This is a genomic window from Euzebya sp. (genome assembly GCF_964222135.1).
GTDB lineage: Bacteria > Actinomycetota > Nitriliruptoria > Euzebyales > Euzebyaceae > Euzebya.
In genome coordinates this window covers 36,146-62,724 of the sequence record NZ_CAXQBR010000067.1, presented here as the reverse complement: position 1 = coordinate 62,724, position 26,579 = coordinate 36,146, and the positions used below count along the sequence as shown (strand labels likewise).

Genomic DNA, 26,579 nt, shown 5'->3' with positions numbered 1-26,579 from the left:
CTGGTGCGCCGGGAGGTGCTAGCGCTGGAAGCCGCCGATGAGGAGCCGCTCCAACATGTCCGCCAGCTGCGCGTGCGATCCTGCGGGCTCGAAGCGGAGCACGAGCAGGGCACGTGCCGCCGCCTCGTTGCCGATGGAGTAGATCGCAGCGGCCAGGTGGGCATCGATCGAGTCGTCCACCTGCCCCTCCCGCTGGCCGTGGCGCAGCACCCGAGCTGCCCGCTCGATGAACCGGCTGCGCATGCCGTCCCAGGCCTCGGCGAGCTCCGAACCGGGCTGCATGAGCTCCTGCCAGGCGCGGAGGACCCCGAGGTGGCGTTCGTAGGCGGCCACGTAGGCCAGGAACTGCGCTTTGATGGCCAGGCGACCGTCCTCCATCGGCAGGTGGGAGTCGCGGATGATCGCCTCCTCCGCCGAGGCCTGCAGGCTGCGGAAGATGTCCTCCTTGTCGACGAAGTACCGGTAGACCGTCCCCGAGGCGACGCCGGCGTGGGTGGCGATGTCGAGGACCGTCGCGTCGGTCAGGCCGCGCTCGCCGAAGACCTCCACCGCGGACTCGCGGATCGACTGCCACGTCCGCATGCCCCGAACCGATCGCGGCGCGACCTTGTCGGAGGACCGCTCCCAGTGGATGTGGGGGTCGAACCGCGGGACGCCCAGACCCGCGGCGGTCGTCTCGCCAGCGGCTCGCGGCGCGTCGGGGATGTAGATGCCACGGGTGACCATGTGCGCGAGCGTCTCGGCGACGTCGGCGTGGTCCGGGTCGGCCGAGGGCGCGAGGAAGAGGCTGTACTGGAACAGCAGGTCGGTGAGGAACCGCGCAGGCGTCCGCCCGAGGCGACGGGGCACCGCGAGGTGGGGGGCGAGTGCCGCTGCCCAGCCGGCGCGCTTGGCCTCGAGGACGCGGTGGACGTCGGTGCCCGGTCGCGCCAGCTCGAAGGCGACGCGCAGGGCGCCGGGGTGCGACGCGGCGCAGCGCAGCCACTCGGCGAACGCGCTGGTCATCGACGGGGCGGCGTCGAGCGCCTCGACCAGCCTCCCGTCGAAGGTGTCGAGCACCTCGTTGGCGACGTGGTCCTTGCCGTCGAAGTAGCGGTAGAACGCACCCGTCGTCACCCCTGCGTCGGCCGTGATGTCGACGAGCCGCGAGCCGGCGAAGCCGTGGGCGGCGATGCTGCGGCCCGCCGCCCGCACCAGGAGCTCGCGCGTGGTCATCTCCTCGGCGGCTGGTGACGAGTCCGCCCCCGTGGCCGCTCCTCCGCTGCTCTTCGCCACCGCCGTCAACCGTACCGCCTGCGCAGCTCTGCCTTGGGGACCTTGCCCGCAGCCGTGCGCGGCATGTCCTCGACGACCGAAAGCGATCGGGGGACCTTGTACCTCGCCAGCCGCCCGGCGCAGTGCGCCTGCACCGACGCGAGGTCGACCGTCGTCCCCGGGCGTGGGCGGACGACGGCGTGGACGACCTCACCCCAGTGCGGATCCGGCCGACCGATGACCGCGACCTCCTCCACGTCGGGGTGGGTCGCCACCACCTCCTCCACCTGGCGGGAGGCGACGTTCTCGCCGCCGCTCACGATGATGTCCTTGAGCCGATCGACGACGAACAGGTACCCCTCGGCGTCGCGGTAGCCGAGGTCGCCGGTCCGGATCCACCCGTTGCCGACGGGGTCGGCGCCCCAGTAGCCCGACATCGCCGAGGGGCCCCGGGCGGCGATCTCACCGTGGACGCCGACGGGGGCGGGGGCGCCGTCGGCCAGGTCGAGCACCACCACCTCGGTGCACAGGTCCTCGACCCCGGCCGCGGGGAGCAGCTCCGGGCGGGTGTGGTCGTCAGCCCGCAGCACCGTGGCGGCGCCGAGCTCCGTCATCCCGTAGAACTGCACGAGATCGCACCCGAGGATCGCGGAGGTCCGGGCGACCAGCTCGGCGCTGATCGTCGAGCCGCCGTAGGACAGGCACCGCAGCGTCGATGTCTGATCGCGGCTGGGCTCCACGTCGCAGAGCGCCTTCATCGCGGTGGGGACGAGGAGCATCTGGGTGACCCCGTGGCGACCGATCGAGGCCACCACCGCGTCGGGATCGAAGTCCCGCGCGATCACGTTGGCCGCCCCGCGGTACGTGAAGGCGAGGGACACGTGGGCGGAGATGTGGAACAGCGGCATCGGCTGCAGGAAGACGTCGTGAGCGGTGATCATCAGCTCGGCGACGTAGCTGCACGCGCGGGCGAAGATCGCGCGGTTCGAGATGCACACCCCGCGGGGCGTGCCCGTGGTCCCGCTGGTGTAGAGGAGGGTGCAGATCTCCTCGGCCGAGATCGTCGCGCGCTCGCGCCGGGGCGCGTGATCGGTGAGCAGGGCCTCGTAGCGGGCGCCCGGCCCGTCCTGGTCGCCGAGCCACCACACCGGCGTGTCGACGGCGGGCGGGATCACACCGGCGCCGACCACGAGCACCGCGGGGCGGGCGTCGTCGACCAGCCAGCGCAGCTCTCCCCCTGACAGCCGGTGGTTGAGCGGTGTGAGGATCGCCCCGGCGCGCTGGCAGGCCACCACCAGCTCGACGAACTCGATCTCGTTGCGGGCGAGCAGGGCGACCCGGTCTCCCCGGTCGATGCCGTGGGTCCGGAACGCCGCCACCAGCCGGTTCGCGCGGTCGTGGACGTCGGCGAAGGTCAGCATCCGCCCGGACTCCACATGGCTCACGCACATCGAGTCGGGTGATCGCAGCGCGGTCGACGCCACCATGTCGGGGACCGTCCCCATCGCCCTCGTCCTTTCCATGCCGACCGTAAACTGGTACCATGTTATCTCCTGGGGCTGTGTGGGAGCGATGGTCGTGGCAGAGCACGTGACGGACGGGTGGCGCACCGCGTCGGGGCTTCCGCTCGCACCCTGGTACGACGCGAGCGACGTACCGGACGACTGGTGGGCGGCTGTCGGGGCACCGCCGGGCCGAGCGCCGTTCCTCCGCGGGCCCTACGAGGGCATGTACCGGACGCAGCCGTGGCGCATCTTCCAGCTCAGCGGCTACGGCAACCCCGAGGACGAGGGCCGGCGGCTGCGGTTCCTGCTCGAGCAGGGTGAGACCGGCTTCATCATGGAGCACGACCGGAACACCGCGGACCACCTGTACGACGTCGACAACCCGGAGGTCGTCGCGCGTCGCGAGGACGTGGGACGCGTCGGTGCGGTGATCATGAGCGTGCGGGACTACGAGACCGTCCTCGAGGGCATCCCGCTCGAGTCGGTGTACGCCCACCCCGGCGGAGGCGTCGTCCAGCACGCGCCGTTCACCCTGGCCGCCTACTGGACCGTGGCGCGTCGGCGGGGGATCGCCTTGGACCGCCTCTACGGGACCGGCCAGAGCGACTTCTTCCTCACCTACGTCGGGTGCCCGCCCAAGCAGCAGATCCCCCCGGCGGCAGGGCTCCGGTTGAACGCGGACATCATCGAGTTCTGCGAACAGCACCTCCCGCACTGGGTCCCCGTCTCCATCGCGGGGTACAACGGGGCCGACAGCGGCTTGAACGGCGTGCAGGAGCTGGGCGCGGTCATGGCGGCTGCGGTGGCGCACCTCGATGAGATCGCCAGGCGCGGTCACGCCGACCTCAGCGCCCTCGCACGAGGGGTGGGCGGCATCAACCTGCGGGCATCGATGGACCTCTTCGAGGACGTCGCGAAGTTCCGGGCCGCCAGGAAGATGTGGCACGACCTCCTGGCGACCAGGTACGGCATCACGAACCCGCGCTCGTCGCAGCTGCGCATCCACGCGTTGACGGCCGGGTCCGCGATGACCTACCAGCAGCCCCTCAACAACCTGGTCCGCGGCACGATCATGGGCTTGGCCGGTGTCCTCGGAGGCGCGCAGTCCCTCGGGGTGTCCGGCTACGACGAGGCGATCTCGATCCCCTCTGACCACGCCCACCAGATGTCGATCCGCACCCAGCAGATCCTGCAGCACGAGACGCCGCTGATGGCGGTGGCCGATCCCTTCGCGGGGTCGTACTTCATCGAGTCGCTGACGGCGGACGTGCTCGAGGCGGCCTGGGCGGTCTTCGAGCAGATCGAGGCGCGCGGGGGCTTCATCGCCTGCTTGGACGACGGCTGGCTGCACGACCTGGCGCGCGACAACGAGGCCGAGCTGAACCGTCGACGGCGGGAGGGGAACGCGCACACGATCGGCGTGACCACGGCACGGTCAGACGTCAGCCCCTTCACCGTCCAGGGGTTCGAGGGCACGACCGACGCCTGGGAGCGCGGCATGGAGCGACTCGCCGCACTGCGGCGCGAGCGCGACGGCGCCGCCACGACCGCAGCGCTGCGCGAGCTCGGGCGCGCATGCGCGACCGGTGCGAACACCATGCCGGCCGTCCTCGAGGCCGTGGCGGCAGACGCGACCATCGGGGAGATCGGCGACGTCTTCCGCGCGGAGTTCGGCGACTGGGACTCCCCGATCAGGTGGTGAGCGCTGACGTGGACGTAGCAGGCGGCGCCGCGGCCGGAGGCGGAGGACGTCGACCGGTCAAGGTGCTCATGGCGCAGACGGCGCTGGACGGGCACTGGCGGGGGCCGGCCCTGGTGGCGAGGACGCTGCGGGACGCGGGGTTCGAGGTGGTCGTCCTGGGGATGGCGCGTGGCGAGGAGATCGTCCGGGCGGCCATCGACGAGGACGTGGACGTCATCGGGCTGCACGTCGGCGGGCACATCGCCGTCGTCGAGCGGATCATCGCTGCACTGCACGACGCGGAGGTGGAGGCACCTGTCCTCGCCGGCGGCACGCTGCCCCCGCAGTCCGTCGCCCGCTTGGATGAGCTGGGTGTCCGTTCCTTCCCACCCGGCTCTGCGCTCGACGACATCGTCGCCGAGGTCCGTCGGATCACGGGCCGCGCTGAGAGGTGATCAAGGCATCCTGACGTCACCGAGTGCCGACGCGGAGAGCGGGCTGGCCGTCGGCTTGGCGCTGCTGACCGGCCAGACGCCCACCGCGCAGACCCCCGCGGGGGACGAACCCTTCCGCGGCATGGTCCATCGGGCCATCGCCGCTGAACGGGCGGGGTTCGACTCCATCTGGGTCAGCGAGCACCACTTCACCGACGACGGGTACCTCACCTCACCGCTCGTCGCGGCGGCAGCGATGGCCGGAGTCACCTCCCGCATCCGCATCGGGACCGGCGTGGTGCTCGCGCCGCTCCACCACCCCGTGCGCCTGGCCGAAGATGCGGCGACGGTCCAGCTGGTGTCGGGTGACCGGTTGCTGCTCGGCATGGCCATCGGCTACCGCCCGGAGGAGTTCCCGCCCTTCGGGGTCCGACGGCAGGATCGGGTGGGACGTCTCCACGCTGCCGTGGATGTCTGCCGCCGCCTCCACACGGGCCAGGAGGCGCGGGGGGCATGGTTCCGTCCGGTGCTGGACGTCCGCCCGCCGATGCTGCTGGGCGGCCATTCGCCGGCGGCCATCCGACGCGCGGTGTCGATCGGGGACGGCTACCTGACCGGTGGGGGAGACGTCGACCACGCGATCCGGCTGCTGGACGTCCTCGCCGTCGAACCCCACGACCGGGACGTGTTCCACGTCGGGATCCACCTGGCCGTGGTGCTCGAGGACGCCGGCGTGCCGACGGACGTGATCATGGCGGGCGCCGAGTACCAGCATCGGCGCTACACCGAGTGGATGGCACTGCCGGAGCGCCCGCCGGCGCTCGTCCGCGGCACCACCGATCAGGTCATCGAGTCGATCTCGCCGGTCGTCGACCGCCTGGGGTCCTACGCAAACGCCACCCTGCTGCTGCGCCTGATCGTGCCGGGTGTCCCCGCCGCAATGGCTGACCAGTTGGTCCACCACGCAGGTTCGACGCTGCTCCCGGCCATCAAGGGCCGCTGACCGCCGGCGACGACGCTGGGTGGCCCCTGGCCGGCGACGACCGGTCGGCGTCGCGTACGCCATCTGACCACCTCCGGTGGCCTGGGGGAGCCATTCACGGCCGTGCGCATGCTGGTCCGCTAATCCCGGGCGCCGCCGGGCCGATGGCTCCGAAGCCCTGATCGGATCGCCTGCCGGTCTTCTTCGTACCGTCGGCACGGATGCCGACAGGAGCCCTCCCTTGCCACGTCGCGCACCCGCAGCGCTGCTCTCGCTCGCGCTGCTGCTCACCCTGCTCAGCCTGCCCGCATCCGCCCAGACCGGGGGGTTGACGACGCTCACCAACGAGTCCTTCACCGGGACTGCGGTCCAGAACCCCGGGGACTGGACCGCCGGGGGATCGCCGAACCCGCCCTGCCTCACCGCCAGCAGCGACGCCGGGGCGAGTTCCATCGCCGCGTGCACCACCGGCACGGTGGACGTCGACGGCGCCGGGGCGCTGCGCCTGACCCGTGCGGTCAACAACGCCGCGGGCTACGTCCTCTACAACCACGCCCTGCCGACCAGCGGCGGTCTGGACATCACCTTCCAGCAGGCCCAGTACGGCGGCACCGGCGCGGACGGCATCAGCCTGTTCGTCGTCGACGGCGAGACCAAGTTGACCGCCCCGGGTGCGCTGGGCGGGTGGCTCGGCTACGGGGGCAGCCCGACCAGCCCGACCGACGGTGTGGCCAACGGCCTCTTCAACGTCGCGCTCGACGCCTGGGGCAACAACTCCAACCGCACCTTCGACGGCGGCAGCTGCGCGGTGCCGGCGCCGAACACGCGTGAGCTCGAGGGGCGCAACCACGTCGTGGTCCGCGGCCCAGGCAACGGCGAGGTCGGCTATTGCTTCCTCGACCACGCCCCCGCGCCGATCTACGCCGCTGCTCGCAACACCCGCTCGACTGCCGCGGTGACCGTCCGGATCCAGGTGGACCCCTCCACCGCTCCCCAGCGCGACATCCGCGTCTGGGTCGATGGGGACCTCGTCATCGAGACCCCGCAGCCGGCTCAGTACCGCGACGCCGACACCTTCAAGTTCGGCTTCGCCGCGTCCACCGGCGGGTCCAACAACGTCCATGAGGTCTGGGGCCTGGACGTCGAGAGCATCGTCGCCGTCGAGGCCCAGCCGTTCGTCACCGTCGAGACCGCCGACCGGCAGCCTCCGGTCGCCGGCGCGACCACCACGCTGATCCACCGCGCCGGCATCCGGGCCACCGGTGGGCCACAGGGCGCGCCGATCGTCGTGACCCACGACCTCCCCGTCGGCGTCACGCTCGCCGGGACGCCGTCTGCCGGAGCGAGCTGGAGCTGCCAGGGGACGACCGGCGACGCCACCGTCACGTGCACCACCACCCCCGACCCCGACAACCCCCTGCGGCCCGGCACCGAGCTGCCGGCCATCAGCATCCCGGTCGACCTGGACGGCTCCGTGCCCGTGGGGACCGACCTGGCCGACGGCCTGGTCATCGATGGCGACGGACCCCGCGGCGACGGCACCCCCGCCCTCTTCGCCCGCACCGTCGTCACCACCCGCGCCGACCTGGCGATCCACCAGGCCGCGCCCGCGTCGGTCCCGCTCTCGGGCATCGTCGACTACGGCCTGCAGGTCACCAACCACGGGCCCAGCACCGCCACCGACGTCGTCGTGACCGACGAGCTGCCGGCCGGTGTGACCGCCATCACCGCCCCGGGTTGCGACGTCACCGGCCAGGTCGTGACCTGCGCCGTGCCGAACCTGCCCGTCGGCGCCACCCATGACCTCGTGGCCTCCGCCACCGCCCCGGGCACGCCGGGGACCCTCCGGAACGCCGCCCGCGTCTCAGGGTCGGCGTTCGACCCCGTCCACGCCAACGACACCACCGCCGTCGCCGCCACCACCGTCGAGCCGCACGGCGACCTGGCCGTCACGATCGACGCCCCTGTCGTCGTGACCGCGACGCAGGACCTGGTCATCGACGTCACCGTGTCGAACGTGGGTGCGCAGACCGCTGTCGGCGGTCAGGTCGAGATCACCACCGGTGCGCTGGCGATCACCAGCGCCGGCGGGTGCACGCCGAGCGGCACCAGCGCCACGTGCCCGACCGGTGACCTGGCCGCCGGGCAGACCGCCACCTTCACCGTCGCCGCGTCCACACCCGACGCGACCACCCCCGCAGTCGTGCACGCGACCGCCAGCACGACCGGTGTAGACGTCGACGCCCGCAACGACCACGCACGCCGGGAGGTGCGGATCCAGCAGGCGCCCACCCTCACCGCGGTCGTGACCGCACCGGCCAGCGCGCCGCTGGGCGGCACGATCGACTACGAGATCGACGTGGAGAACGCGGGCACGGTCGTCGCCGAGGACGTCGTCATCAGCGACGACGTGCCCGCCGGTCTCAGCGACCCCACCACCACCTCCACGGGCTGCGCTGTCACCGGCGGCACTCATGTCGACTGCACCGTCGGCGACCTGGCCGCCGGCGCGGACGCCACTGCCGCGTGGACCGCCACCGCGCCCAGCACGCCCACGACGGTCGAGAACGACGCACAGGTCACCGCCGCCCTGGCCGGCTCCCAGCGGACCGCGCTGACCTCCACCGTCGTCAGCGCCCACGCCGACATGTCCGCAACCCTCGCCGCGCCCGGCGCGGTGTCGCTCGGCGCGGACGTCACCTACGTCGTCGGCGTCGAGAACCACGGCCCGAACACCGCGCCGCAGGCGTCGGTCGATCTGACCCTCCCCGCTGGGATGACCGACGTGGTCATCCCCACCGGGTGCACCCCGCATCTGGGCGCCATCCGCTGCGCCGTGGACGACCTCGTGGTCGGGGACGAGGCGACGTGGACGATCACCGCGGACGCCCCCTCCACCGAGGGTGATCTCACCGCCACCGCGGTCGCCGGCACCACCGCCGTCGACGTGGTGATCCACAACGACCCCAGCGCCCCGGCCACGACTGCGGTGCAGCGCCAGGCCGACCTCGCCGTCGCGGTCACGGGCCCTGCCCGCATGGCCCTCGACGGCAGCGCGATCTTCACCGCGACCGTCATCAACCACGGGCCGGACGACGCCACCACCACCGAGCTCCAAACCTCCGTCACCGGCGCGGCGGCCACGACCAGCAGCACCACCGGCTGCGCCGGCACGCCGCTGCGGTGCGACGTCGGCACCCTCGGTGTCGGCCAGACCGCCCAGGCCGTGCTGACCACGACCGCGCCGTCGACCCCGGGGTTCCTCGTCCACCAGGCCACCGCGTCGACGGCAGCGGTCGACCTGGTCGCCGATGACGACGTCGCCACGTGGACCTCCACGACCGGTGCCGTCGCCGACCTCGCCGTGAGCCTGACCGCACCCGCGGCCGTGGTCCGCGGCGGTCAGGTGGCGTTCACCGTCACCGTCCGGAACCTGGGTCCCCAGGACGCCGCTGACGTGGTGGTGTCCGGTCCGATCCCCGCCGGTCTCGCCGCCCCCACCGGCGCCGTGCCGTGCACGGTCGCAGGCGGGACGTTCACCTGTGCGGTGGGGACCGTCGCGGCCGGGGCGACCTGGACCGGCGGCCTGACCGCCACGGCGACGACGATCGGGACGCTGACCGCGTCCGCATCGGCGACCACCTCCATCCGGGATGCCGACGCGTCCAACGACACCAGCGGTCCCGTGACGACCGACGTCACCGCACCCCCGGTGGTCCCCGGACCTTCCGGAGGGCCGACGGCGCCACAGCCGTCCCCGACGCCGACGCCCGCACCTCCCGTGACGGCCCCGCCGGCGCCGCCGGGCGCCACCGATGAGGACTCCGACGTCTCCGAGGACGAGGACGACGACGCGACCGCCACGACCGGGCCCCTGCGCGGCACCGGCACCGGACGGGGTGGCGTCACCGTCGCCCACCTCCCCGACACCCCGACCTCGCCGGCCCCCGGCGCGGGGGAGGACGACTACTACGACGTGCGCACCAGCCCGGGCCACGGCTTCGACACCTTCGAGCTGCGCCTGGACGACCCCGACGCCACCGCCCTCTACTGGTGGGACGGCGAGGCGTGGCTCAAGCTCCAGGGCACGTCGGTCGACCCCGACACCGGCGAGCTGGTCGTGGTGATCACCGAGGACAGCAGGCCGTCCTTCGGAGATCTGGACGACCTCCAGCTCGCCGCGGGTGCGACCCCGGCCGATCGCATGGCCGGACAGACCCGGGTCGGCACCGCCGTCGCCGCCTCACGCGCGGCGTGGCCCGCGGAGGGCACCGCCGGTGCGGTGGTCCTGGCCCGCGACGACGTCTACGCCGACGCCCTCACGGGTGGTCCGTTGGCCGTCGCCGAATCCGCGCCCCTCCTGCTCACCGGCCGGACGGCGCTGTACCCGGAGATCGTCGAGGAGATCGGGCGGCTGCTGCCGGCCGGTGGCACCGTCTACCTGCTCGGCGGCACCGCGGCACTCGACGAGGGCGTCGCCACGGCCGTGGAGGCCCTCGGATACGTCGTCGTCCGCGTCGCCGGCACCGACCGCTACGCCACCGCGGTGGCGATCGCGGAGCACCTCGGGTCGCCGGAGGTCGTGTTCCAGGCCACCGGCACCGACTTCCCCGACGCGATGGCGGCGGGTCCCGCTGCCGCGGCCTCCGGCGGAGCGGTCCTGCTGACCGCCGGCGACCAGCAGTCCCCGGCCACGGCGGCGTACCTCGCCTCACACGGCGAGGCAACCCGCTACGCGGTCGGGGGCGCCGCGGCCGCGGCCGACCCGGGAGCCACACCGCTGGTCGGCGACGACCGCGTCGACACGGCGGCGCTCGTGGCCGAGGCGTTCTTCGACCAGCCCGGGCACGTGGGCGTGGCACCCGCGGGGGACTTCCCCGACGCGCTCGTCGCCGCCCCCGTCCTGGGCGCGCACGGCGACCCGCTGCTGCTCGTCAGCAGCGGCGACCTGCCCGCGCGCGTCCGCACCTACCTGACGGCCCGGTCGTGGACCATCGGCGGCGTCACCGTCTTCGGCGGCAGCGCTGCGCTGTCCGACGACGTGCTGACGACGCTGCAGCGCGCGTTGCCGTAGCGGCGGGTCGGACGGGCCCGGAACCGCTCCCGGGCCCGTCGGACTCGATCATGGCTCAGGGTCAGTCACGGACGATGTCGAGGGCTGCGGCGCACGCCGTCGCGTCCGCCACGCAGACCACGTCTGCGTCCGCCGTCACGGACCATCGCAGGAGGCGTTCGGTCGCCGATGGCAGGTCATCGCCGTTGGCGAGGACCACCGGGGCGTCCCACCGGGCTGACAGCGCCGCCGCGGTGAACCCGGCGGTCCAGGCGGAGGGCGACTGACCCTCGATCACGATGACCGCGTCCGCCTGCGAGCTGGGGGAGAACCCGCGCGCGGTGGCGATGGCGGTCGCGGTGTCGAACCGCGTGGCGCCCGCGATCCGCTCGACGCCCGCCACGGTGGCGGCGGCCGCCTGCTCGACGGCCCGCCCGAGCGCGCCCGTGCCGCCGATGATCCGAAGGGCGGTCAGCCCACCGAGGGCCTCTGCGGTCGTGGTGGACAACTGGTCCGACTGGCTCAGCAGGATCGGTGCGCCGTCGACCGCGGCCCAGGCCCCCAGGGCCAGCGCATCCGCGAACGCCTGCGTCGGATCGGTGGCGTCGGGCGAGGGGAACGCGCGGGCGACGAACCCCTCGCTCGAGCGTGACAGCCCCGCGATCTCCGCGGCGGTCTCGAGGCGCGTCGCCCCTGCGGTGCGGACGACGTCGAAGCCGGCATCGACCAGTGCGGTCGCGACGTCGGCGGCCACGGCGTCCTCCCCACCGAGGATCCGGACGGTCGTGACGTCCAGGCGTCGCAGCTCCGCTAGCACCGCGGGCTCCAGCGACGACGGGTCGGTCAGCAGCAGCGGCCGGTCGTCCTGGAGCGAACCGGAGGCCAGCGCGTCGGCGAACACCTGCTCACTGGCCAGGAGCGCCTCTGCCGGCCCGGCCTGGGCGAAGGCAGCGCCCGCGCTCGGGAACGCCAGCTCGCTGAAGGCGATGGAGGTCTCCGACCCGCCGCCCCCCGGATCACCGGCGTCCCCGTCGTCCAGGCGGAGGTTGATGAACAGCGGCTCCGGCTCGTCCGGTTCGTCGGGGTCCGGCGGCCCGTCGGGGTCCTCGGTCGGCGGTGTCCCTCCCCCTCCACCGATCGGGGCCGGCCGGAACGGCGTGACCGGGGCCGAGGGTGCGGACGCTGCGCCCTCGCCCTTCGCGTTCACCGCGGCGACGGTCACGGTGTGGGACGTGCCGTTGGTCAACCCCGTCATGGTGGCCGGGCTCGAGAGGGCGTCCACCTCCGCGACCACCCCCGTGCCGTCGTCGGCCCGCAGCACCCACCCGGTGATCGGCGCACCGCCGTCGTCGGCCGGCGGGGTCCAGGCCACCTGCGCACGTCCATCACCGGGGGTCGCCACCACCGCGGTGGGTGCGCCCGGGGCCGTGGCGGCCAGGGGCGTGGCCGGGCTGCTGTGGTCCGACGGCAGGACCTCACCGCTGGCAGTCAGCGCGGCCACCGTGACCGTGTGCGCTGCCGTCTCGTCCAGGTGGCGGACGTCCGCGGTGGTGACGTCGCCGACGTCGATGGTGTCGACGACCGCGCCGGCGACGTGGACGCGGATGCGGTAGCCCACGACCGGGCCGGGCTCCACCGGTGGCGGCGTCCACGCGACGGTCGCGCTCCCCGGCCCGGGGGTGGCGGTGACCCCGGTCGGTCGCAACGCGTCCAGCGCGGCGTGGGCGTCGACCAGCCCCGCACCGACCGAATGCGGACCACCGACCATCGGTGCCGCGGACATCCGCAGCAGATCAGCCACCTGCGCGGAGGACATGTCAGGTGCGGCGTCGCGGACCAGCGCCGCGACCGCGGCGGCGTGCGGGGCGGCTGCCGAGGTCCCGAAGAACCGGTAGCACCCCCCGCCGAGCGACCCGAAGTACGTCGTGCACGCCCCGTCGCTCGCCGTCAGGTCGGGCTTGACCAGCACGAGCGGAGTCGCCAGCGGTTCCGCGGGGACGCCGCCGTCGCGGACCGGTCCGAAGTGGTGGGTGACCGGCCCGCGGGAGCTGAACGCCTCTGCCTCGACGCCGTCGGCCACGTCGGTGGCGGCCACCGAGATCGTGTCCACCCCGCCGTTGTGCCCGACGATCGTCGGCCCCATGACGTCGGGTCCGCTGGTGCCGTCGTACTCGACGGCGACGATGCCGCTCCGGCCCATGTTGAGGTGGAGGCGTGGTTCTGCCCCGTCGCCGAAGCGGGCGACGACGATGAACATCGTCGCGCTGGCGGCGGTGGTGTTCTGGACCACGACCCGCTCGAAGGGCATCGTGGGGCTGCCGGCGAAGTTGTCCTGGATCGAGCGGCCGGCCAACGCGCCGAACTGGTCGAACACGAACAGGTCGAAGTCGGTCGCCAGACCGTCCCACGGCTCGGCCCACTGCAGGGTGAGGGACAGGCTCCGACCTGGTGCGACCGCGACCCCGAACGTGCTGTCACCGGCGACCGGGTCGGGGTTGAAGTCGTGGCAGGCGGTGTACGTGGCGGTGGTGAACGGGCAGGCCGCCGGACGGAGTGCCGGCGCCTCGTAGCTGCCCACCTCGCGCCCGTCGCTGAGCACCACGTTGCCGTTGCCGGCGGAGGACAGGTACACGGCGCCGTCGGCGACCACGTCGCTGACCGCCACGGCGATCGGGCCCTCCTGGAAGACCGGTTCGGCGAAGTAGGTCACGTCGTCGACGATCACGTCGGCACCCTCGGACCGCAGGGCACGGATGTGGTCGGCGAACTGCAGCTGGGTGCTGAACGCGGTGGCGAAGGCCAGGTCCGTGGCCGGTGCGAGGTCGTGGACGTGCTGGAGCATCGCCCGTCCCTCGTCGATCGTGCCGGTCGTCGGCCCCTCCGCCACGACGTCCACCGGTGCGGTGCGCCCGCACGGGTTGCCGGCCCCGGGCAGGTCGCCGCTGAGCACGTCGCGGGTCGCGTCGGTGAGCGCCAGCGCGGTGTCGAAGGAGTCGCTGAGCACCCCCACCTCGACGCCCCTGCCGTCGACCCCGAACGCGGTGCGGGCCGCGTCGGCGCGCAGCTGCTGGTCGGCCTCGCTGTCGATGCCGGTCGGGCACACGTCCTTGGGTTGAGCGGCCTGGTTGAGCTGGGGGGCCAGGGCCTCGCGCACGTGGGTGACGCCGTCGACGGCCGCCAGGTCCCGCAGGTCGGCGGGCGCGACCCAGGCCGACACGACCCCGAACCCCGCGGCCACGTGGGTGATCTCCGCGCCGGCGGCGAGGATCCCGTCCAGGGTGGCCGGGGACGTGTCGGTGACGCTGACCTCCACCACCAGCCGCCGACCGTCGGTGATCAGGTCGACGCCGGAGATGTCCGCCGTGGTGGTGACCCCGTCGGCGTTGAAGTTCGGCCGATCCTCACCGGCCGCGTACGCGGTCAGCACCTCGGTGAGGCCCGGCTCGGCGACGCGGTCGGGGACCTCGAACTGAGGCGGTTCGCCGGCGGGGGCGACCTGGGCCGCAGCCGGCATCGACGTCGACGCCGCCAGCACCACGAGCACCATCGCACCCCACACCGCTGCGGGACGTCTGACCGCCATGCACGCTCCTAGATGAACGCCGTCCACGACGGCCCGGTCCACTCGACGGCCGACATCCTCGTCCCGGACCCGCCGCGCGTGAATCCCTCCTCGGGCTAGTCACGGACGTGAGACGAGGCCAGGTCCGTCAGCCGATCATGCAGTACCACGCCTGCTGGTCGCCCCCGTCACCGAGCCGGGCGTGGACCGCTGGGACGTCTACCTGCCGTCATGCAGGTGGTCGTGGACTCCTCGACGCTGATCTCCCTCGCGTGGGCAGCCCAGCTGTCGCTCCTCGGCCGGCTGCCGATCGAGCCGGTCGTCATCCAGGCGGTCTACGACGAGGTCGTGGTCGCTGGCCGGGCGAGTGGGCATGCCGACGCGGTCGCGATCGAGCAGGCGCTGGTCGGGGTGGTGCCCCTCGCCGATCCCGACGGGGACTCGGTGGACGCCCGCGTGGTGGCGGCGGCCGCCGCGGTCGGCATCGTGGCCTGCAACGACGTGGTGATCGGACGGCGTGCTTCGAACCTCGGCGCGCGGTGGCTGCGGACGGCCGATCTGGTGGTCCTCGGTGTCCGGCTGGGGTCCTTCGACGCCGACGTGGGTCGTCGAGCGATCGCCGCGCTGGGATCCTCGGGTCGCATCACACCCGAGCTCGAGCGCGCGTACACCGAGGAGTTGGGATGAGTCGCAGCGTCCGGATCAACGCCACGATGGACGAGGAGCTGCTCCGGCGAATCGACGCGTTCGCCGCCGAGCGGCTGGAGGACCGCTCGACTGCGCTCCGCCAGCTCGCGGACTTCGCCCTGCGCGAGCTGCACCTGCGGGATGCCGTCGAGGCCTACCGGCAGGGACGGGTGTCGTTGCGCCAGTTCGCCACCAGCCTCGGGGTCGACGTCTGGAAGGCTCACGACCTGTTGCGCGCAGAGGGGGTGGCGGTGACCCAGGGCGTCCGGGACGAGTCCCGTGGCGCTCTGGACGAAGTGGTCGACGAGCTCACGAAGGAGGCTGACCGCACCGCGCGCTGAGCGGTCAGTGGGGTCACCGGGCAGTCTGGAGGCGGGCTGGACCCCATACATATGGGTCGCGAGATATGGTGGGCCATATGAAGACCACGGTCGAGATCGGGGACGCGCTGCTCGAGCGGGCGAAGGAGGTGGCGCACGACCACGGCGTGTCCCTGCGCCAACTCATCGAGGCCGGGTTGCGTCACGAGGTCGAGACCCGCTCGGCGCGGGGGGAGTTCCGCCTGCGCGATGCGAGCGTCGGGGGCAACGGGGTGCAGGCCGAGCTCGGGGATCAGGGCTGGCCCGGCGTGAGGGACGCCATCTACGAGGGCCGCGGCGCGTGATCGCGGTCGACACGAACGTGCTGGTCCACGCCCACCGGCGGGATGGCGAGCTCCACGAGCGGTGTGCTCGCGCGGTCCGCACCCTCGCCGAGGGCGTCGCGGCCTGGGCGCTCCCGTGGCCGGTGCTCCACGAGTTCCTCGCCGTCGTCACCCACCCGCGGATCTTCGATCCGCCGAGCCGACTCGACGAGGCTGTCGACCAGGTCGATGCATGGCTCGAGTCGCCCTCGGCGGTGGTGGTGGGCGAGACGCCCGAGCACTGGACCGCCCTCGTCGCGGTGCTGCAGGACGGCCAGGTCGCCGGACCCCGGATCCACGACGCCAGGATGACCGCGCTGTGCGTCAGCCAGGGCGTGCGGACCCTCTGGTCCTTCGATCGGGACTTCAGTCGCTGGACCGACCGCCTGGACGTGCGCCCACCACCTGAGTAGGACCCTGACGGCGTCGACCCGCACGGGGACGCGGTCACCCGCCGTCGTCCGGGACCGGGACGCCGAGCACCTCGGTGATCGTGCCCTCGGCGTGCAGCGACACCGCCGCGGTGCCGCCCACGACCGTCACCGTCCGGACCTCCGGGACGTGATGGCCGACGACCCGGACGGCGTCATCGACAGCACGGTGGCGTGCGTCGTCCGGGTCCTCGCCCGGGTCGGCGAGGAGCAGCACGCCGCGGGTCGCGCCCACCGCGGCGCTGGCGGCGAGCGCGTCGGGGAACGCGCCGGCAGTGGCCAGGTGCACCGTCACCGGGCTGGCCCCGTGGGCGATGGCCAGCTCGGCGACCTCCGCGGCGGTGGCGGTGGCCGTCTGCCCGCCGACGCGGACGACCGCCACCCCGGTCAGGTCCTCGAGCTCCGCGTCGATGGTCTCGTCGTCCGGGGAGGCCAGCCCCACCCGCACCACCGACCCGGTCGGGGCCAGCTCGGCGAGCGCCTCCGCGGTGACCGGCGGGACGCCGTCCGGACCGAGCAGCAGCAGCGGTGCGCCGGTCGCCGCCCCGTACGCCGAGCCGGCGACGGCGTCGGCCCACCCCTCGACCGCGACCCCCGAGCCTCCCGGTGCGACGACCACCCGCTCGAGGGGCGCCTCGACCTCCTCGGCATACCGCCCGGCGACGGCGGCCGCGGTGCCCGCCCGGTCGTCGCCGGCCAGCCGTTCGACCACCAGCCCCGCCGCGATGAGGTCGGCGCCGATCCGCTCGTCGAGCGCGGCCGTCCCACCGAGGAGCACCGCGGTCCGCGCACCGAGGCGGCTGATCTCCGCCGCGACCCGCGGGTCCAGGGTGGTGGGGGAGGTGAGGAGCACCGGGGCGTCCAGGACCGCTGCCAGCGGTCCGCCGGCCAGGGCATCGGGGAACCGGTCGGCGCGGGCGATCACGACGGTCTCCGCCGACGTGTGCACGGCCCCCGAGACCGCGACGGCCGTGGCGATCCGATCCTCACCGGCCACGCGCTGGACCGTCGCGGTGGTGCGGCGGGGAGGCCACATCACGGTGCCGTCGGCGCCGTCCAGGGCGGACACGTTGTCGCGGGGGATGGTGTGGTCGAACCGGACCTCGGCGATCAGGTCGCCGCCCACGCCGCCGTCGAGCTGCCCGGTCGGGGTCTGCACGCCCCCGACGGACCACAGGGACGGCCCCTCCCAGAGCACCTCGCCGTCGATCATCCGCACCGCGACCCCGCGCCCCGGCGGCTGCGGTGCCGCGGGGTCCAGCACGCGCTCGCCGACCGCGTCGAGCAGCCCGTCGCCGTCAAGGTCACCGACCGGGCGGAAGACCCCGTACTCATAGACGTCGCACCCCTCACGGCAGGGCTGGAAGTGGGAGGGGAGGGTGCTCACCACCGCACCGGTCCGGCCCGACCGGACGATCGAGTCCATGCGGACGTGCCCGCGGGCCTCCGCGGTCGGCTCCCCGACGGGTGTGCCCGCCGTCACCAGCACGTCGTGGCTGCCGTCCCCGTCCGCGTCGCCGGCGTCCGCGAGCCGGACGTCCCCGGCGCCATGGCCGTCGGGCAGGGCGGTGCCCTCGCCGAGCACCGACCCGGTCGCGCCGTCGACCCGGACGATCGACACCTCGCCGGCGGAGGGACCGGACGCCCGGACGAGCAGGTCGGCGCTCCCATCGTCCTCGAGCGGGGTGACGGCGATCACCCCGGGGTCGGAGGGGGCGTCACCGGGGCGGGTCCACCGCACCGCACCGTCCCGGCCGTCGACGGCGGTGATGGCGCTCGGGGTCGTGGGGTCCTGGCCGCGCGGGGAGGTGGTGATCAGCACGTCGGCAGTCCCGTCACCCGTGAGGTCGTCGCGGGCGTCGACCCTGGTGTGGTCGTGGCCGGTCGTGGTCGACCAGTGCGGCGACAGGTCGGGGAGGTCGCGCACCTCGAGGCGTCCCGGCGTCGGAAGGGGGGCGACGCACTCGTCGGGCTCCTCGCTGCGGGTGGTGCACACCGCGGTGGCGGTCCCGCCCCCGTCGAGGATCACCGCGAGCCCCTCACCGTCGCCGACGAGCTCGGTTCCGGCCAGGATCGACGGGCCCTCGGGCGCCGTGTGGGTGTGGACGACGGCGCCGGTGACGCCGTCGAGGACCTGGAGCTCGAGGGACCCGCTGGCCGTCGAGGTGACCGTGTCGGTGGTCGTCGGCCCCTCAACCTGCCGACGTCGGGACCAGCTGGTGGACTCCGTGCTCAGGGTGAGCAGCACATCGCGCCGGCCATCGCCCGTGACGTCCGGGAGCAGGTCGGGTTCGAGCACGCGGTTCACCTCGTGCCGCCGCACCCCGGTCGTACCCGGTCCGGCGGCGTCCTCCCCGACCGGAGGGCCCTCGAACAGGCTGCTCGCGTCGACGTCGCGCTGCCAGAGGACCGCACCCGTGTGGCCGTCGATCGCCCGGACGGAGGTGGTCCACGTGAGGGTGTGGCACCCCTCCCCGCAGGTCCCTGCGGTGCGGTCACCGCCGTCGGTCACGAGCAGGTCGCCCAGCCCGTCGCCGGTCAGGTCGCCCGCGGACTGGATGACCCCGCCGATCCCAGCGCCGGCCCACAGGACCTGCCCGTCGAGGCCGCGGGAGGCGACCAGGTGGCCGTCGACCGTGGTGCGGACCACGTCGTCGAGACCGTCCCCGGACAGGTCAGGTGAGATCACCGCCGCGCCCCGATCCGACCGCCCGCCCGAGGGAGGGACGGTCGTGGCCGGTCCGCCCTGATCCTGTGCGAGGCCCGGTGGGGCGCCGAGCGCCGCCACGGCGACCACGACCACCGCCACCACGAGCCGTCGCACCATCCCCTCCCCTCCACGTCCGGCTCCAGCATGCCGCAGAAGGAGGTCAGGGCGAGGGGAGGGTTCCGATGATCTCTGCCGCCGCGCGCTCGCCGGCGCGGACGGCACCCTCCATGTAGCCGTTCCAGACCGTGGCGGTCTCGGTGCCCGCCCAGTGGATCGGCCCGATCGGACGGCGCAGGGCGTGGCCGTGGTCGGTCCAGCCGCCGGGTGGCAGGTAGCCGGCGTAGCAGCCGCGGGTGAACTCCTCCTCCGCCCAGGCCTTGTCGACGTAGTCGATCGGGTCGGCTGCTCGCGGGCCGAACAGGCGGGTGAGGGCGGCGGTGACGACGGCGCGGCGCTCGGCCGGGCTGCGGCGGCCGTGGACCCTCGCCTGGCGGCCCTCGAGGAACCCGAGGAGCACGCCTGGGCGCCCGTCGGGCGGGGAGTTGTCGAACACCACCTTCACCGGCCCGTCGATGCTGGTGGCCTGGCCGCTGAGCCCGTCGTCGCGCCAGAACGGCTCGGGGTAGACGGCCATGCACTTGACGACGCTCCCCTGGGCGTAGCGCTGGGTCAGCCCGTCCCGGTCGCCGGGCAGTGCGGGTGCGTACACCAGCCGGCCGGCGAGGGTCGGGGGGATCGCGACGACGACCCGGCGGGCGCGGTGCGTGCCCCGGTCGGTCGTGACGGTCACCTCGTCGTCGGCGCGGTCGATCCGGCGGACAGGCTCGTCGAGGCGCACCCGGTCGCCGAGCCGATCGGCCAGGCGGACCGCGACCTGCTGGGAGCCGCCGACGAACCGGCGCTCCTGGGCGCCGCCGGCGGTGTCGGTGAGCAGCTCGAGCGACCCGGCGGAGGCGATGTAGGTGAGCAGGTGGAGGAAGCTCACGTCCGCGGGGTCGGCTGCCCACACGCCCTCGACGACGAGCTTGAGCAGCGCACGGCCGTCCCGGGTGGCGACGTTGCGGCGCAGCCAGGTCGCGACGGTCTGGGTGTCGTGCAGCCGCGCCCGCGGCGAGCGCCAGGGCGCGTCGACGTCGATCTGCTCGGCCAGCCGGTTCAGCCGCGCCATCGCGATCCCGACGTCGAGGACGGCCAGCGGGTTCGGGGTCCGCGGGATCGTCCCGCGGTAGCGCCGCAGCTGCCCGCGCGCCTCGAACAGGTGGGCGCCGGTGCCGTGGGTCTCGAACGTCGCGATCTCGAGCTCGTCGGCCAGCGCGGCCATCCGGGTCTGGGTGGGACCGATCCACTGGCCGCCCAGCTCGACGACCGCGCCGTCCCCGATGGGGTGGTCCAGGGTCCGCCCGCCGACGCGGTCCCGGGCCTCGAGGACCACGACATCGAGGCCGGCGGCGACCAGGGCACGGGCGGCAGCCACGCCCGACAGGCCGGCACCGATGACGATCACGTCGTGCACGAGCGCATCATCGCACCGCGCCGGTCACGGGAGCGTGGTGTGCACGACCACCGATCGTCCGCGACGATGCGGGCCATGGCGAAGAAGCGCGCAGGTAAGGACAAGTCCCGACGTGACAAGGCGAAGGCCCGCCGTCGCGCGGCGCAGCGCCCACGGCCTTCCCACCCCTCACCCGAGGGGATGCACGTCTTCGACGGCGGCATGGGGGACGAGCCGGACCTGTTCCTCCACGTGCGCGACGCGCTCGACGCCGGGCACCCGTCGGTGTTCCTCGAGATGGCCAGCGCGCTGATCCAGAGCCTGCGGCCGCGGGAGCGATCGCCGTGGGAGCCCGAGGACGGGCTCGACACCGCGGCCGACCCCCACGGCTGGCAGCTCGCGGACCTGATCGACTCGTTCATCCACACCCCGGTGGCTGAGACGACCGCCCTGCTGGCCGCGTTCGAGCAGCTGGGCGACGTCGACGAGGTCACCGCCCGCCGGGTCCGCCAGACCCTCCGTCGGCGCCCGCACCGGCTGCCCGCGTGGCTGGCCGGCTTGGGCGGTGCGGCGGTCGAGCGGGTCGTCGAGATGGGCGACGACCTCGGCGACGACGAGAACCTGATGCTCGGGCTCGTGGTGCCCGACGGTGACCCGACGACGCTGGTCGCGCTGATCGACCACACGATGGGGTCGGCGTTGAAGGACGCGTTCTGCGTGCCGCTGGCCCTCGATGACGCGGTCGCGGCGTTCCGCGACATCGCGGCCGGGGAGGCGACCCGCGACGTCCCGCCGCGCTTCACCGACATCGACCCCGCCGTCGGCCGGGCACGGCTGGAGGAGGGGTTGCGGATCGCCGACATGACCCTCGGCATGCCGCACACCGAGACCTGGCCGATGGTCCGCCCGCTGCTCGAGTGGGCGATCAGCCTGCTGCCCGCCGGAGGGGAGGTGCCCGAGCCGCGGGAGTGGTCGCAGGCCGAGGTCGCCGCGGTGGTCGACGGTGTGCTCGCCTCCTCCCACGTCGATGCGCTGCGGGACGACCCGGACACCGAGGCGCTGGTCGAGCTCCTCGTCGAGTACGCCGCCCACTACGCCGGCGATCCGCTGCGCTGGACGCCGGTGACCGTCGAGATCCTCCTGCTCGACTGGGTCCCCCGGAAGGTCATGGCCGACCGTGCCTACCTGGAGAAGGTGCCCGCCGTCGCCGAGGCCGTCGTCCGGTTCGCCCACTCCGAGCGCGGCCTGCCGGCCGCCGTCACCTCTCGGACCGTCACGTCGATCGGCACGTGCACCGCGGAGTTCCTCCAGGCCATCAGCGGCCCGCGCCGGATGGGCCCGATGGCGCTGCTCGAGCAGATGGGCGCGCTGGACCCGGACGAGGGGTGGACGGACCCCGACGAGGGCTGGGACGACTGGTCACCCGAGCAGTACCGGCGCGAGCGGTTGGAGGCCCAGGTCGGCGGCGCCGCCGCACTGGCGGCCCTCACCGACGAGCCCCTGCCGGACGAGCCCCTCGACGTCAGCGGGCTCGCGCCCGAGGACGCCGACCGTGCCCGCGCCGTCGCCGGCCTGACCGACGGCTGGTGCGACACCGCCTGGGACGTCGAGCTCCGCACCGCCTGCCGGAGGCTGATCACCGAGACCCAGCGGTCCAACCCCGCGACGCTGCGGCGCGGGCAGGTCCAGACGGCGGCGGCCGCCATCTGCTGGCTGATCGGCAACGCCAACGAGGCGTTCGCCCGCCACGACGTCCGGATCATGGACCTGCAGGCCCACCTCGGCGTCAAGGCCAGCCCGCGCGAGCGGGCGCTGACGATCCTCGACACCCTCGACATCCCGATCGACTACACCGGCTACCACCTGGACTCGCCCGCGTTCCTCACCAGCGCGCAACGCCGCTGGATCATCCGCCAGCGCGACGAGCTGGCGTGAGGCTCACCCTGCGGGCGGCCAGTCGATCGCGTCGTGCAGCGCCGTCGCGGGCAGCTGCAGCACCCGGCTCGCGTCGGCCTCCACGTAGCCGGTCTCGCCCCAGAGGAACCAGCGCACCGTACGGTCGCGGGGGTCGGTGATGAGCAGCTCGTCGACGTCGTGGCGGTGGTAGAAGTCGAGCTTCGCCCACGTCTCGTCGTTGGGTGACACGATCTCGACCACGACGGCGGCGGTCGGGACGAACGTCTCGTCCGGGAGCCCGCGGAGGTACGCCCTGTCCGGCACGCGGTAGTCGTCGGGACTCCCGATGTTCAACGGACCGCTGCCGGTCAGGCCCGCGGCCTTGGCGTAGGGCCGGAGCACGGCCGCCAGTTCGTCGTCGAGGTACCCGTGCGCCGGGTGAGGAGCTGGTGCCACGTGGTAGACGCCCTCCCACACCTCGTCGTGCAGGTCCTGCCCGCGCGCCCGCCGCTCGTCCAACCACCGCTGGAGGACGTCCGGGGGCCCGTTGAGCACCGTGCGCATGGGGTCATCGTAGTCGCGTCCCTCACGCGACCTGGCGGAACGTGAAGGTGTGCTGGGGGAAGACCTGGTCGAGGTAGCTGGCGGCGCCGTGCCGGCTGGCGACGACCTCGCCGACGATGTTGCGGTAGTCGGTGGTGACGGGGATGTCGCCGCGGTCCAGGGCGCCGTCGTCGAGGCCGCGCCAGTCGCCGTGGATGCCGCCGCGGACGCCCTGGCCGAGGACGATCATCAGGTTGCCGCGGCCGTGGTCGGTGCCGCCGCTCGCGTTCTGGGCGGCGCGGCGGCCGAACTCGCTCATGACCACGACGGTGGTGCGGGCCATCCAGCTGCCCAGGTCGTCGGCGAAGGCGCGGAGGCTGCCGGCGAGGTCGGCCAGTCGCTGGGCCTGGGGACCCGAGGAGATGTCGCCGGCGCCGGCGTGGATGTCCCAGCCGCCGGCGTCGACCGTCGCGGCGGACAACCCCACGTCGGCCTTGATCGTGCCGGCGATCTCGCGGAGGGAGGTGGCGAGGCCGCCCTTCGGGTAGGTCACGGCCGGTTCGCCCATGCCGTCGCGGATGCCGCGGACGCGGTCGATGGCGTCCAGTGCGGCCAGGCCGGGGCCGCTGAGCGTCTCGTCGGTCCCGCTGTACAGCGTGCGCATCGCCGTGCGGGTGCGGTCGCGGAGCCCGCCGAAGGTGGCGAGGTTGAACGACCCCATGTTCCGCATCGACAGGGCGCCCAGGTCGCCGCGGAGGGACGCGGGGGTCGCGTTGCCCCACGCCATCGCGTGGAGGGGGACGGCGGTGACGCCCGTGGCGGCGAGGTGCCGGGCGAGCCAGCCGGTGGTCTCGGCGACGCCATCGGTCGTGCCGGCCTCCATGGTGGCCTGCTGCTCGAAGTGGCTGCGGCTGTCGACGACCGATCCCGAGCTGTGGACCAGCGCGAGGTGGCCGTCACGGTAGAGGTCGTGGAGCGGGGCCATCGCCGGGTGCAGCCCGAACGTGGCGTCCAGCCGGATGATCTGGTCGGCGGGCACGCCGATCGTGGGCCGCAGGGTCGTGTACAGCGGGTCGCCGAAGGGGATCAGCGCCGACAGGCCGTCCATGCCGCCGCGGAGGAACACCACGACCAGCGTGCGGTCGGCCTGGCCGTCGGCGGCGAACGCGGCGGTCGGGGTCCACAGGCGCGTGGCGGCAGCGGCGACCACGCCGGCGCAGGCGGACTTGGCGAACGTCCGGCGGGTCATGGTCGCCGGGGCGGTGGCGGTGGGCATCGGGTCGGTCCTGTGGTGGGGGAGGGGTGGGTCAGCGCCGTTGCCCGGCGGGGGTCGACAGGGCCGCGGCCACCAGGGCGCGGAACGCGACGTCGTCGAGCTCACCGGCCGGCGCGGTCGCGGGCAGGGCGGTGACGGCGGCGTACGCGTCGCCCTCCGCCGTCGTCGGGGAACGGCCGATCACGTGCAGCGACAGCGCTGCGATGAGCTCGCCGACGGTCGCTGCCGATCCTGCCGGCGCCGATCCTGTCGGTGCGGTGATGCGTGCGCGGAACGCGGCGGCGTCGAAGGTGACCCCCTCGATCCGGTCGCTGACCAGGTCCAGGGCGGTGTTCCAGCGGACCAGCAGCCCGCCGCTGGTCGCCCAATGCGCGGCGACGTCGGGGTAGCCGTTCGGTGCCGCCCAGCCGAAGGGTGGCTGGCCCAGCCGGTTCATGAGGTTGTCGACCTTCGGCGCGGCCGGCGCGTCGGCCCCGCCCGCCAACGGGAGCGTGAGGGTGTCGCCGAGGATCCGCAGCATCCGGGCCAGCGCGCCGAAGGGCCGGTCGACCTTCCGGCCGCGGCTGGCGAGGAACGCGGCGTGGCGGGCCATGGTCCGGATGACCGCGGCGATGTGCCCGTCGCTCGTGAACCACGTGTCGACCATCGCGTCGACGAGGTCCCGCGGCGGCTGGTCGGCCACGAAGCGCCGCGCGAGCTTGGTGCACAGGTGCGTCGCGGTGGCGGGGTGGGCGGCCAGGAACGCGAGCAGGGTCTCGCCGTGACGGATCGAGTCGGGACCGGACATGGCGGGCATGACGAGGTCCATCACCTGGATCGGACCGGCGGTGTAGTGGTCCCGGTCCTTGTAGACGAACCCGAAGTGGGTGTCCTCGGCGTCGAGCTTCGAGCGGGACCAGCCGGTCAGAGCCCGGGCCGCCTGCACCACGTCGGCCTCGGTGTAGCCGCCGTCGACGCCGAGGGTGTGGAGCTCCATCAGCTCGCGTGCGTAGTTCTCGTTCGGGTGCGGCGCGCGGGACCGGTCGTTGTCGAGGTAGGCCAGCATCGCCACCGACCGGGCGGAGGCGAGCAGCAGGTCGGCGAACCGGCCGGTCGCGTGGGCCCGGGCGACGTCGCGGTCGGCCATCAGGATCGTCTTGTTGGTGATCCCGGACTCGAAGGTCACGTTGAAGTGGTCGTTCCAGAACTCGACCAGCACCTCGTGGAGGTGGCGGGGCGAGTGGACCGCCCGCAGCAGCGTCGCGAGCCGCTGCTCCCGCGCCATCTTCGGCACCATGTCCGGGTTCGCGCGCTGCGGACCGACCAGACCGAGGGTGCGGAACGACCCGAGCGTGCCGGTCAGCTGCGGGTCCTCGGGGATCGACCCCCAGTCCAGCTGGCGGTCCAACCAGGCGTAGGGCCCCGCCGCGGTGATGTCGTCGACCAGCTGCGGCGTCGCGCCGAAGCTGAACTTCTCCGCGAACAGGCGGGGAACGGCGTCCCCCCTCCCTCCCCGTACGTAGTGGTCCATCCCCGTCCCCGTGCGCCAGCGTGACGGGAGCTCATCGGCCGGGGCACGTGCGACCTGACCCCTGGGCGATCCGGCAGAGTGCCGGGCATGTTCTTCTGGACCCACGAGGGCAGGCTGCGGATGACCCCGCAGACCGAGCACATGAACCAGGCCGGCGACGTCGGCGCCGGCTGGGGCGGCCACGGGTTCGCCCCGCCCGTCTCCCGGGTCGCCGCGGTGATGGCCGCCCGGTACCACGACGAGGGCTGGCGGCGCTACGAGGTGGCGCCGGACTTCACCGCCGACGGCCGGCCGGCGGACTTCCTGACCGTCGACCGGCGCACGCACGCCCGGTTCTACGGCTACGGGGTGGACTTCCTCGAGCCGACCCACCCCCACGCGACGCTGCTGATCAGCATGCACGCGAGCGGCTTGTACCGGGGCCGGTACGGCGTCGACGGCGCGCGGGTCACCCCGGTCGAGGAGCTGGCTGACCACAGCCAGGCGTTCGTCACCGCTGAGGAGGCCCGCCAGCAGCGGTTGCGCGAGGAGCTGGGACTGACCGAGGCGGAGGTGTGGCACGACTACCGGCTGCTCCAGCTGTGGGACCGCATCTCGATCGTGGCGGTCTGGGGCCAGGACCACGCCCAGCTCGGTCCGGCGCCGATGGAGGACGGCCGGTTGGGCGACCCGATCACCGCCATGCGGGTGGACCCGGTCACGATCCGCCTCGACCCGTACCCCTTCGGGGAGGAGGAGGTCCACATCCCCGTCCGCATGTTCGAGCTGCCCGACCGCGCCTACGCCGGCCAGGACGACTGGGATGCCGAGCTCGCGGCCACCCGCGCCACCCACCTCGGCGTCCGGCTCGTGGGTTGACGTGGATCCCGCGCACCCGGCGC

Annotated in this window: 18 protein-coding genes; 10 read left to right on the top strand and 8 right to left on the bottom strand. The window is 73.7% G+C overall.

Annotated elements, in window-relative coordinates:
- Positions 1-18: 18 nt before the first annotated feature.
- Complete coding sequence (locus ACEQ2X_RS14640; RefSeq protein WP_370326565.1) at positions 19-1,275, bottom strand: TetR/AcrR family transcriptional regulator; 1,257 nt, start codon at positions 1,273-1,275, stop codon at positions 19-21.
- A 5-nt stretch (positions 1,276-1,280) separates the two neighbouring features.
- Complete coding sequence (locus ACEQ2X_RS14635; protein ID WP_370326564.1) at positions 1,281-2,759, bottom strand: class I adenylate-forming enzyme family protein; 1,479 nt, start codon at positions 2,757-2,759, stop codon at positions 1,281-1,283.
- A 73-nt stretch (positions 2,760-2,832) separates the two neighbouring features.
- Here ACEQ2X_RS14635 and ACEQ2X_RS14630 point away from each other — a divergent pair, with 73 nt between their 5' ends.
- From ACEQ2X_RS14630 to ACEQ2X_RS14615, 4 genes are all read left to right on the top strand, one after another.
- Positions 2,833-4,461: a methylmalonyl-CoA mutase family protein gene (locus ACEQ2X_RS14630; protein WP_370326563.1), complete on the top strand. Its 1,629-nt coding sequence runs from the start codon at positions 2,833-2,835 to the stop codon at positions 4,459-4,461.
- Positions 4,458-4,895 carry a cobalamin B12-binding domain-containing protein gene (locus ACEQ2X_RS14625; RefSeq protein ID WP_370326562.1) on the top strand — a complete coding sequence of 146 codons (438 nt, stop codon included), beginning with the start codon at positions 4,458-4,460 and terminating at the stop codon, positions 4,893-4,895. Before ACEQ2X_RS14630 ends, ACEQ2X_RS14625 begins: the two co-directional genes overlap by 4 nt.
- Entirely contained in the window at positions 4,804-5,877 is a 1,074-nt protein-coding gene (locus ACEQ2X_RS14620; protein WP_372530568.1) for an LLM class flavin-dependent oxidoreductase, read from the top strand. The genes ACEQ2X_RS14625 and ACEQ2X_RS14620 overlap by 92 nt, the downstream gene beginning before the upstream one ends.
- A 220-nt stretch (positions 5,878-6,097) precedes the next feature.
- Positions 6,098-10,930, top strand: coding sequence for a cell wall-binding repeat-containing protein (locus ACEQ2X_RS14615; RefSeq protein WP_370326560.1), 4,833 nt, complete (start codon positions 6,098-6,100; stop codon positions 10,928-10,930).
- 61 nt (positions 10,931-10,991) lie between these two features.
- On the opposite strand, the gene ACEQ2X_RS14610 is transcribed toward ACEQ2X_RS14615, so the two are convergent.
- Positions 10,992-14,492 (bottom strand): cell wall-binding repeat-containing protein, encoded by a 3,501-nt coding sequence (locus tag ACEQ2X_RS14610; protein WP_370326559.1) that lies wholly within the window; start codon positions 14,490-14,492, stop codon positions 10,992-10,994.
- Positions 14,493-14,702: 210 nt separating this feature from the next.
- On the opposite strand from ACEQ2X_RS14610, the gene ACEQ2X_RS14605 reads away from it, so the two are divergent.
- The 4 genes from ACEQ2X_RS14605 to ACEQ2X_RS14590 all read left to right on the top strand — a co-directional run bounded on the left by ACEQ2X_RS14605 (position 14,703) and on the right by ACEQ2X_RS14590 (position 16,253).
- Positions 14,703-15,158 carry a hypothetical protein gene (locus ACEQ2X_RS14605; protein WP_370326558.1) on the top strand — a complete coding sequence of 152 codons (456 nt, stop codon included), beginning with the start codon at positions 14,703-14,705 and terminating at the stop codon, positions 15,156-15,158.
- Positions 15,155-15,499: a UPF0175 family protein gene (locus ACEQ2X_RS14600; protein ID WP_370326557.1), complete on the top strand. Its 345-nt coding sequence runs from the start codon at positions 15,155-15,157 to the stop codon at positions 15,497-15,499. Before ACEQ2X_RS14605 ends, ACEQ2X_RS14600 begins: the two co-directional genes overlap by 4 nt.
- A gap of 77 nt (positions 15,500-15,576) precedes the next feature.
- A complete protein-coding gene (locus ACEQ2X_RS14595; protein ID WP_370326556.1) occupies positions 15,577-15,822 on the top strand; it encodes a hypothetical protein in 246 nt (81 codons plus the stop codon).
- A complete protein-coding gene (locus ACEQ2X_RS14590; protein ID WP_370326555.1) occupies positions 15,819-16,253 on the top strand; it encodes a TA system VapC family ribonuclease toxin in 435 nt (144 codons plus the stop codon). The genes ACEQ2X_RS14595 and ACEQ2X_RS14590 overlap by 4 nt, the downstream gene beginning before the upstream one ends.
- Positions 16,254-16,287: 34 nt before the next feature.
- Here the strand turns inward: ACEQ2X_RS14590 and ACEQ2X_RS14585 are convergent, their stop codons facing one another.
- The gene (locus ACEQ2X_RS14585; protein ID WP_370326554.1) at positions 16,288-19,098 is read right to left on the bottom strand and encodes a cell wall-binding repeat-containing protein; all 2,811 of its coding nucleotides are present in this window, start codon (positions 19,096-19,098) and stop codon (positions 16,288-16,290) included.
- 43 nt (positions 19,099-19,141) lie between these two features.
- Positions 19,142-20,494: a flavin monoamine oxidase family protein gene (locus tag ACEQ2X_RS14580; protein WP_370326553.1), complete on the bottom strand. Its 1,353-nt coding sequence runs from the start codon at positions 20,492-20,494 to the stop codon at positions 19,142-19,144.
- A 75-nt stretch (positions 20,495-20,569) separates the two neighbouring features.
- Between ACEQ2X_RS14580 and ACEQ2X_RS14575 the strand changes: the two genes are divergently transcribed.
- Positions 20,570-22,408 (top strand): DUF6398 domain-containing protein, encoded by a 1,839-nt coding sequence (locus ACEQ2X_RS14575; RefSeq protein WP_370326552.1) that lies wholly within the window; start codon positions 20,570-20,572, stop codon positions 22,406-22,408.
- 3 nt (positions 22,409-22,411) lie between these two features.
- Here the strand turns inward: ACEQ2X_RS14575 and ACEQ2X_RS14570 are convergent, their stop codons facing one another.
- From ACEQ2X_RS14570 to ACEQ2X_RS14560, 3 genes are read right to left on the bottom strand one after another with little or no spacing between them, the layout of a single operon-like run.
- Entirely contained in the window at positions 22,412-22,933 is a 522-nt protein-coding gene (locus ACEQ2X_RS14570; protein WP_370326551.1) for a Uma2 family endonuclease, read from the bottom strand.
- Positions 22,934-22,955: 22 nt separating this feature from the next.
- Positions 22,956-24,188, bottom strand: a complete 1,233-nt coding sequence (locus ACEQ2X_RS14565; protein ID WP_370326550.1) for a DUF1501 domain-containing protein — start codon at positions 24,186-24,188, stop codon at positions 22,956-22,958.
- 31 nt (positions 24,189-24,219) lie between these two features.
- Positions 24,220-25,698, bottom strand: a complete 1,479-nt coding sequence (locus tag ACEQ2X_RS14560; RefSeq protein WP_370326549.1) for a DUF1800 domain-containing protein — start codon at positions 25,696-25,698, stop codon at positions 24,220-24,222.
- A gap of 87 nt (positions 25,699-25,785) precedes the next feature.
- Here ACEQ2X_RS14560 and ACEQ2X_RS14555 point away from each other — a divergent pair, with 87 nt between their 5' ends.
- Positions 25,786-26,556 (top strand): DUF3891 family protein, encoded by a 771-nt coding sequence (locus ACEQ2X_RS14555; protein ID WP_370326548.1) that lies wholly within the window; start codon positions 25,786-25,788, stop codon positions 26,554-26,556.
- Positions 26,557-26,579 lie beyond the last annotated feature (23 nt).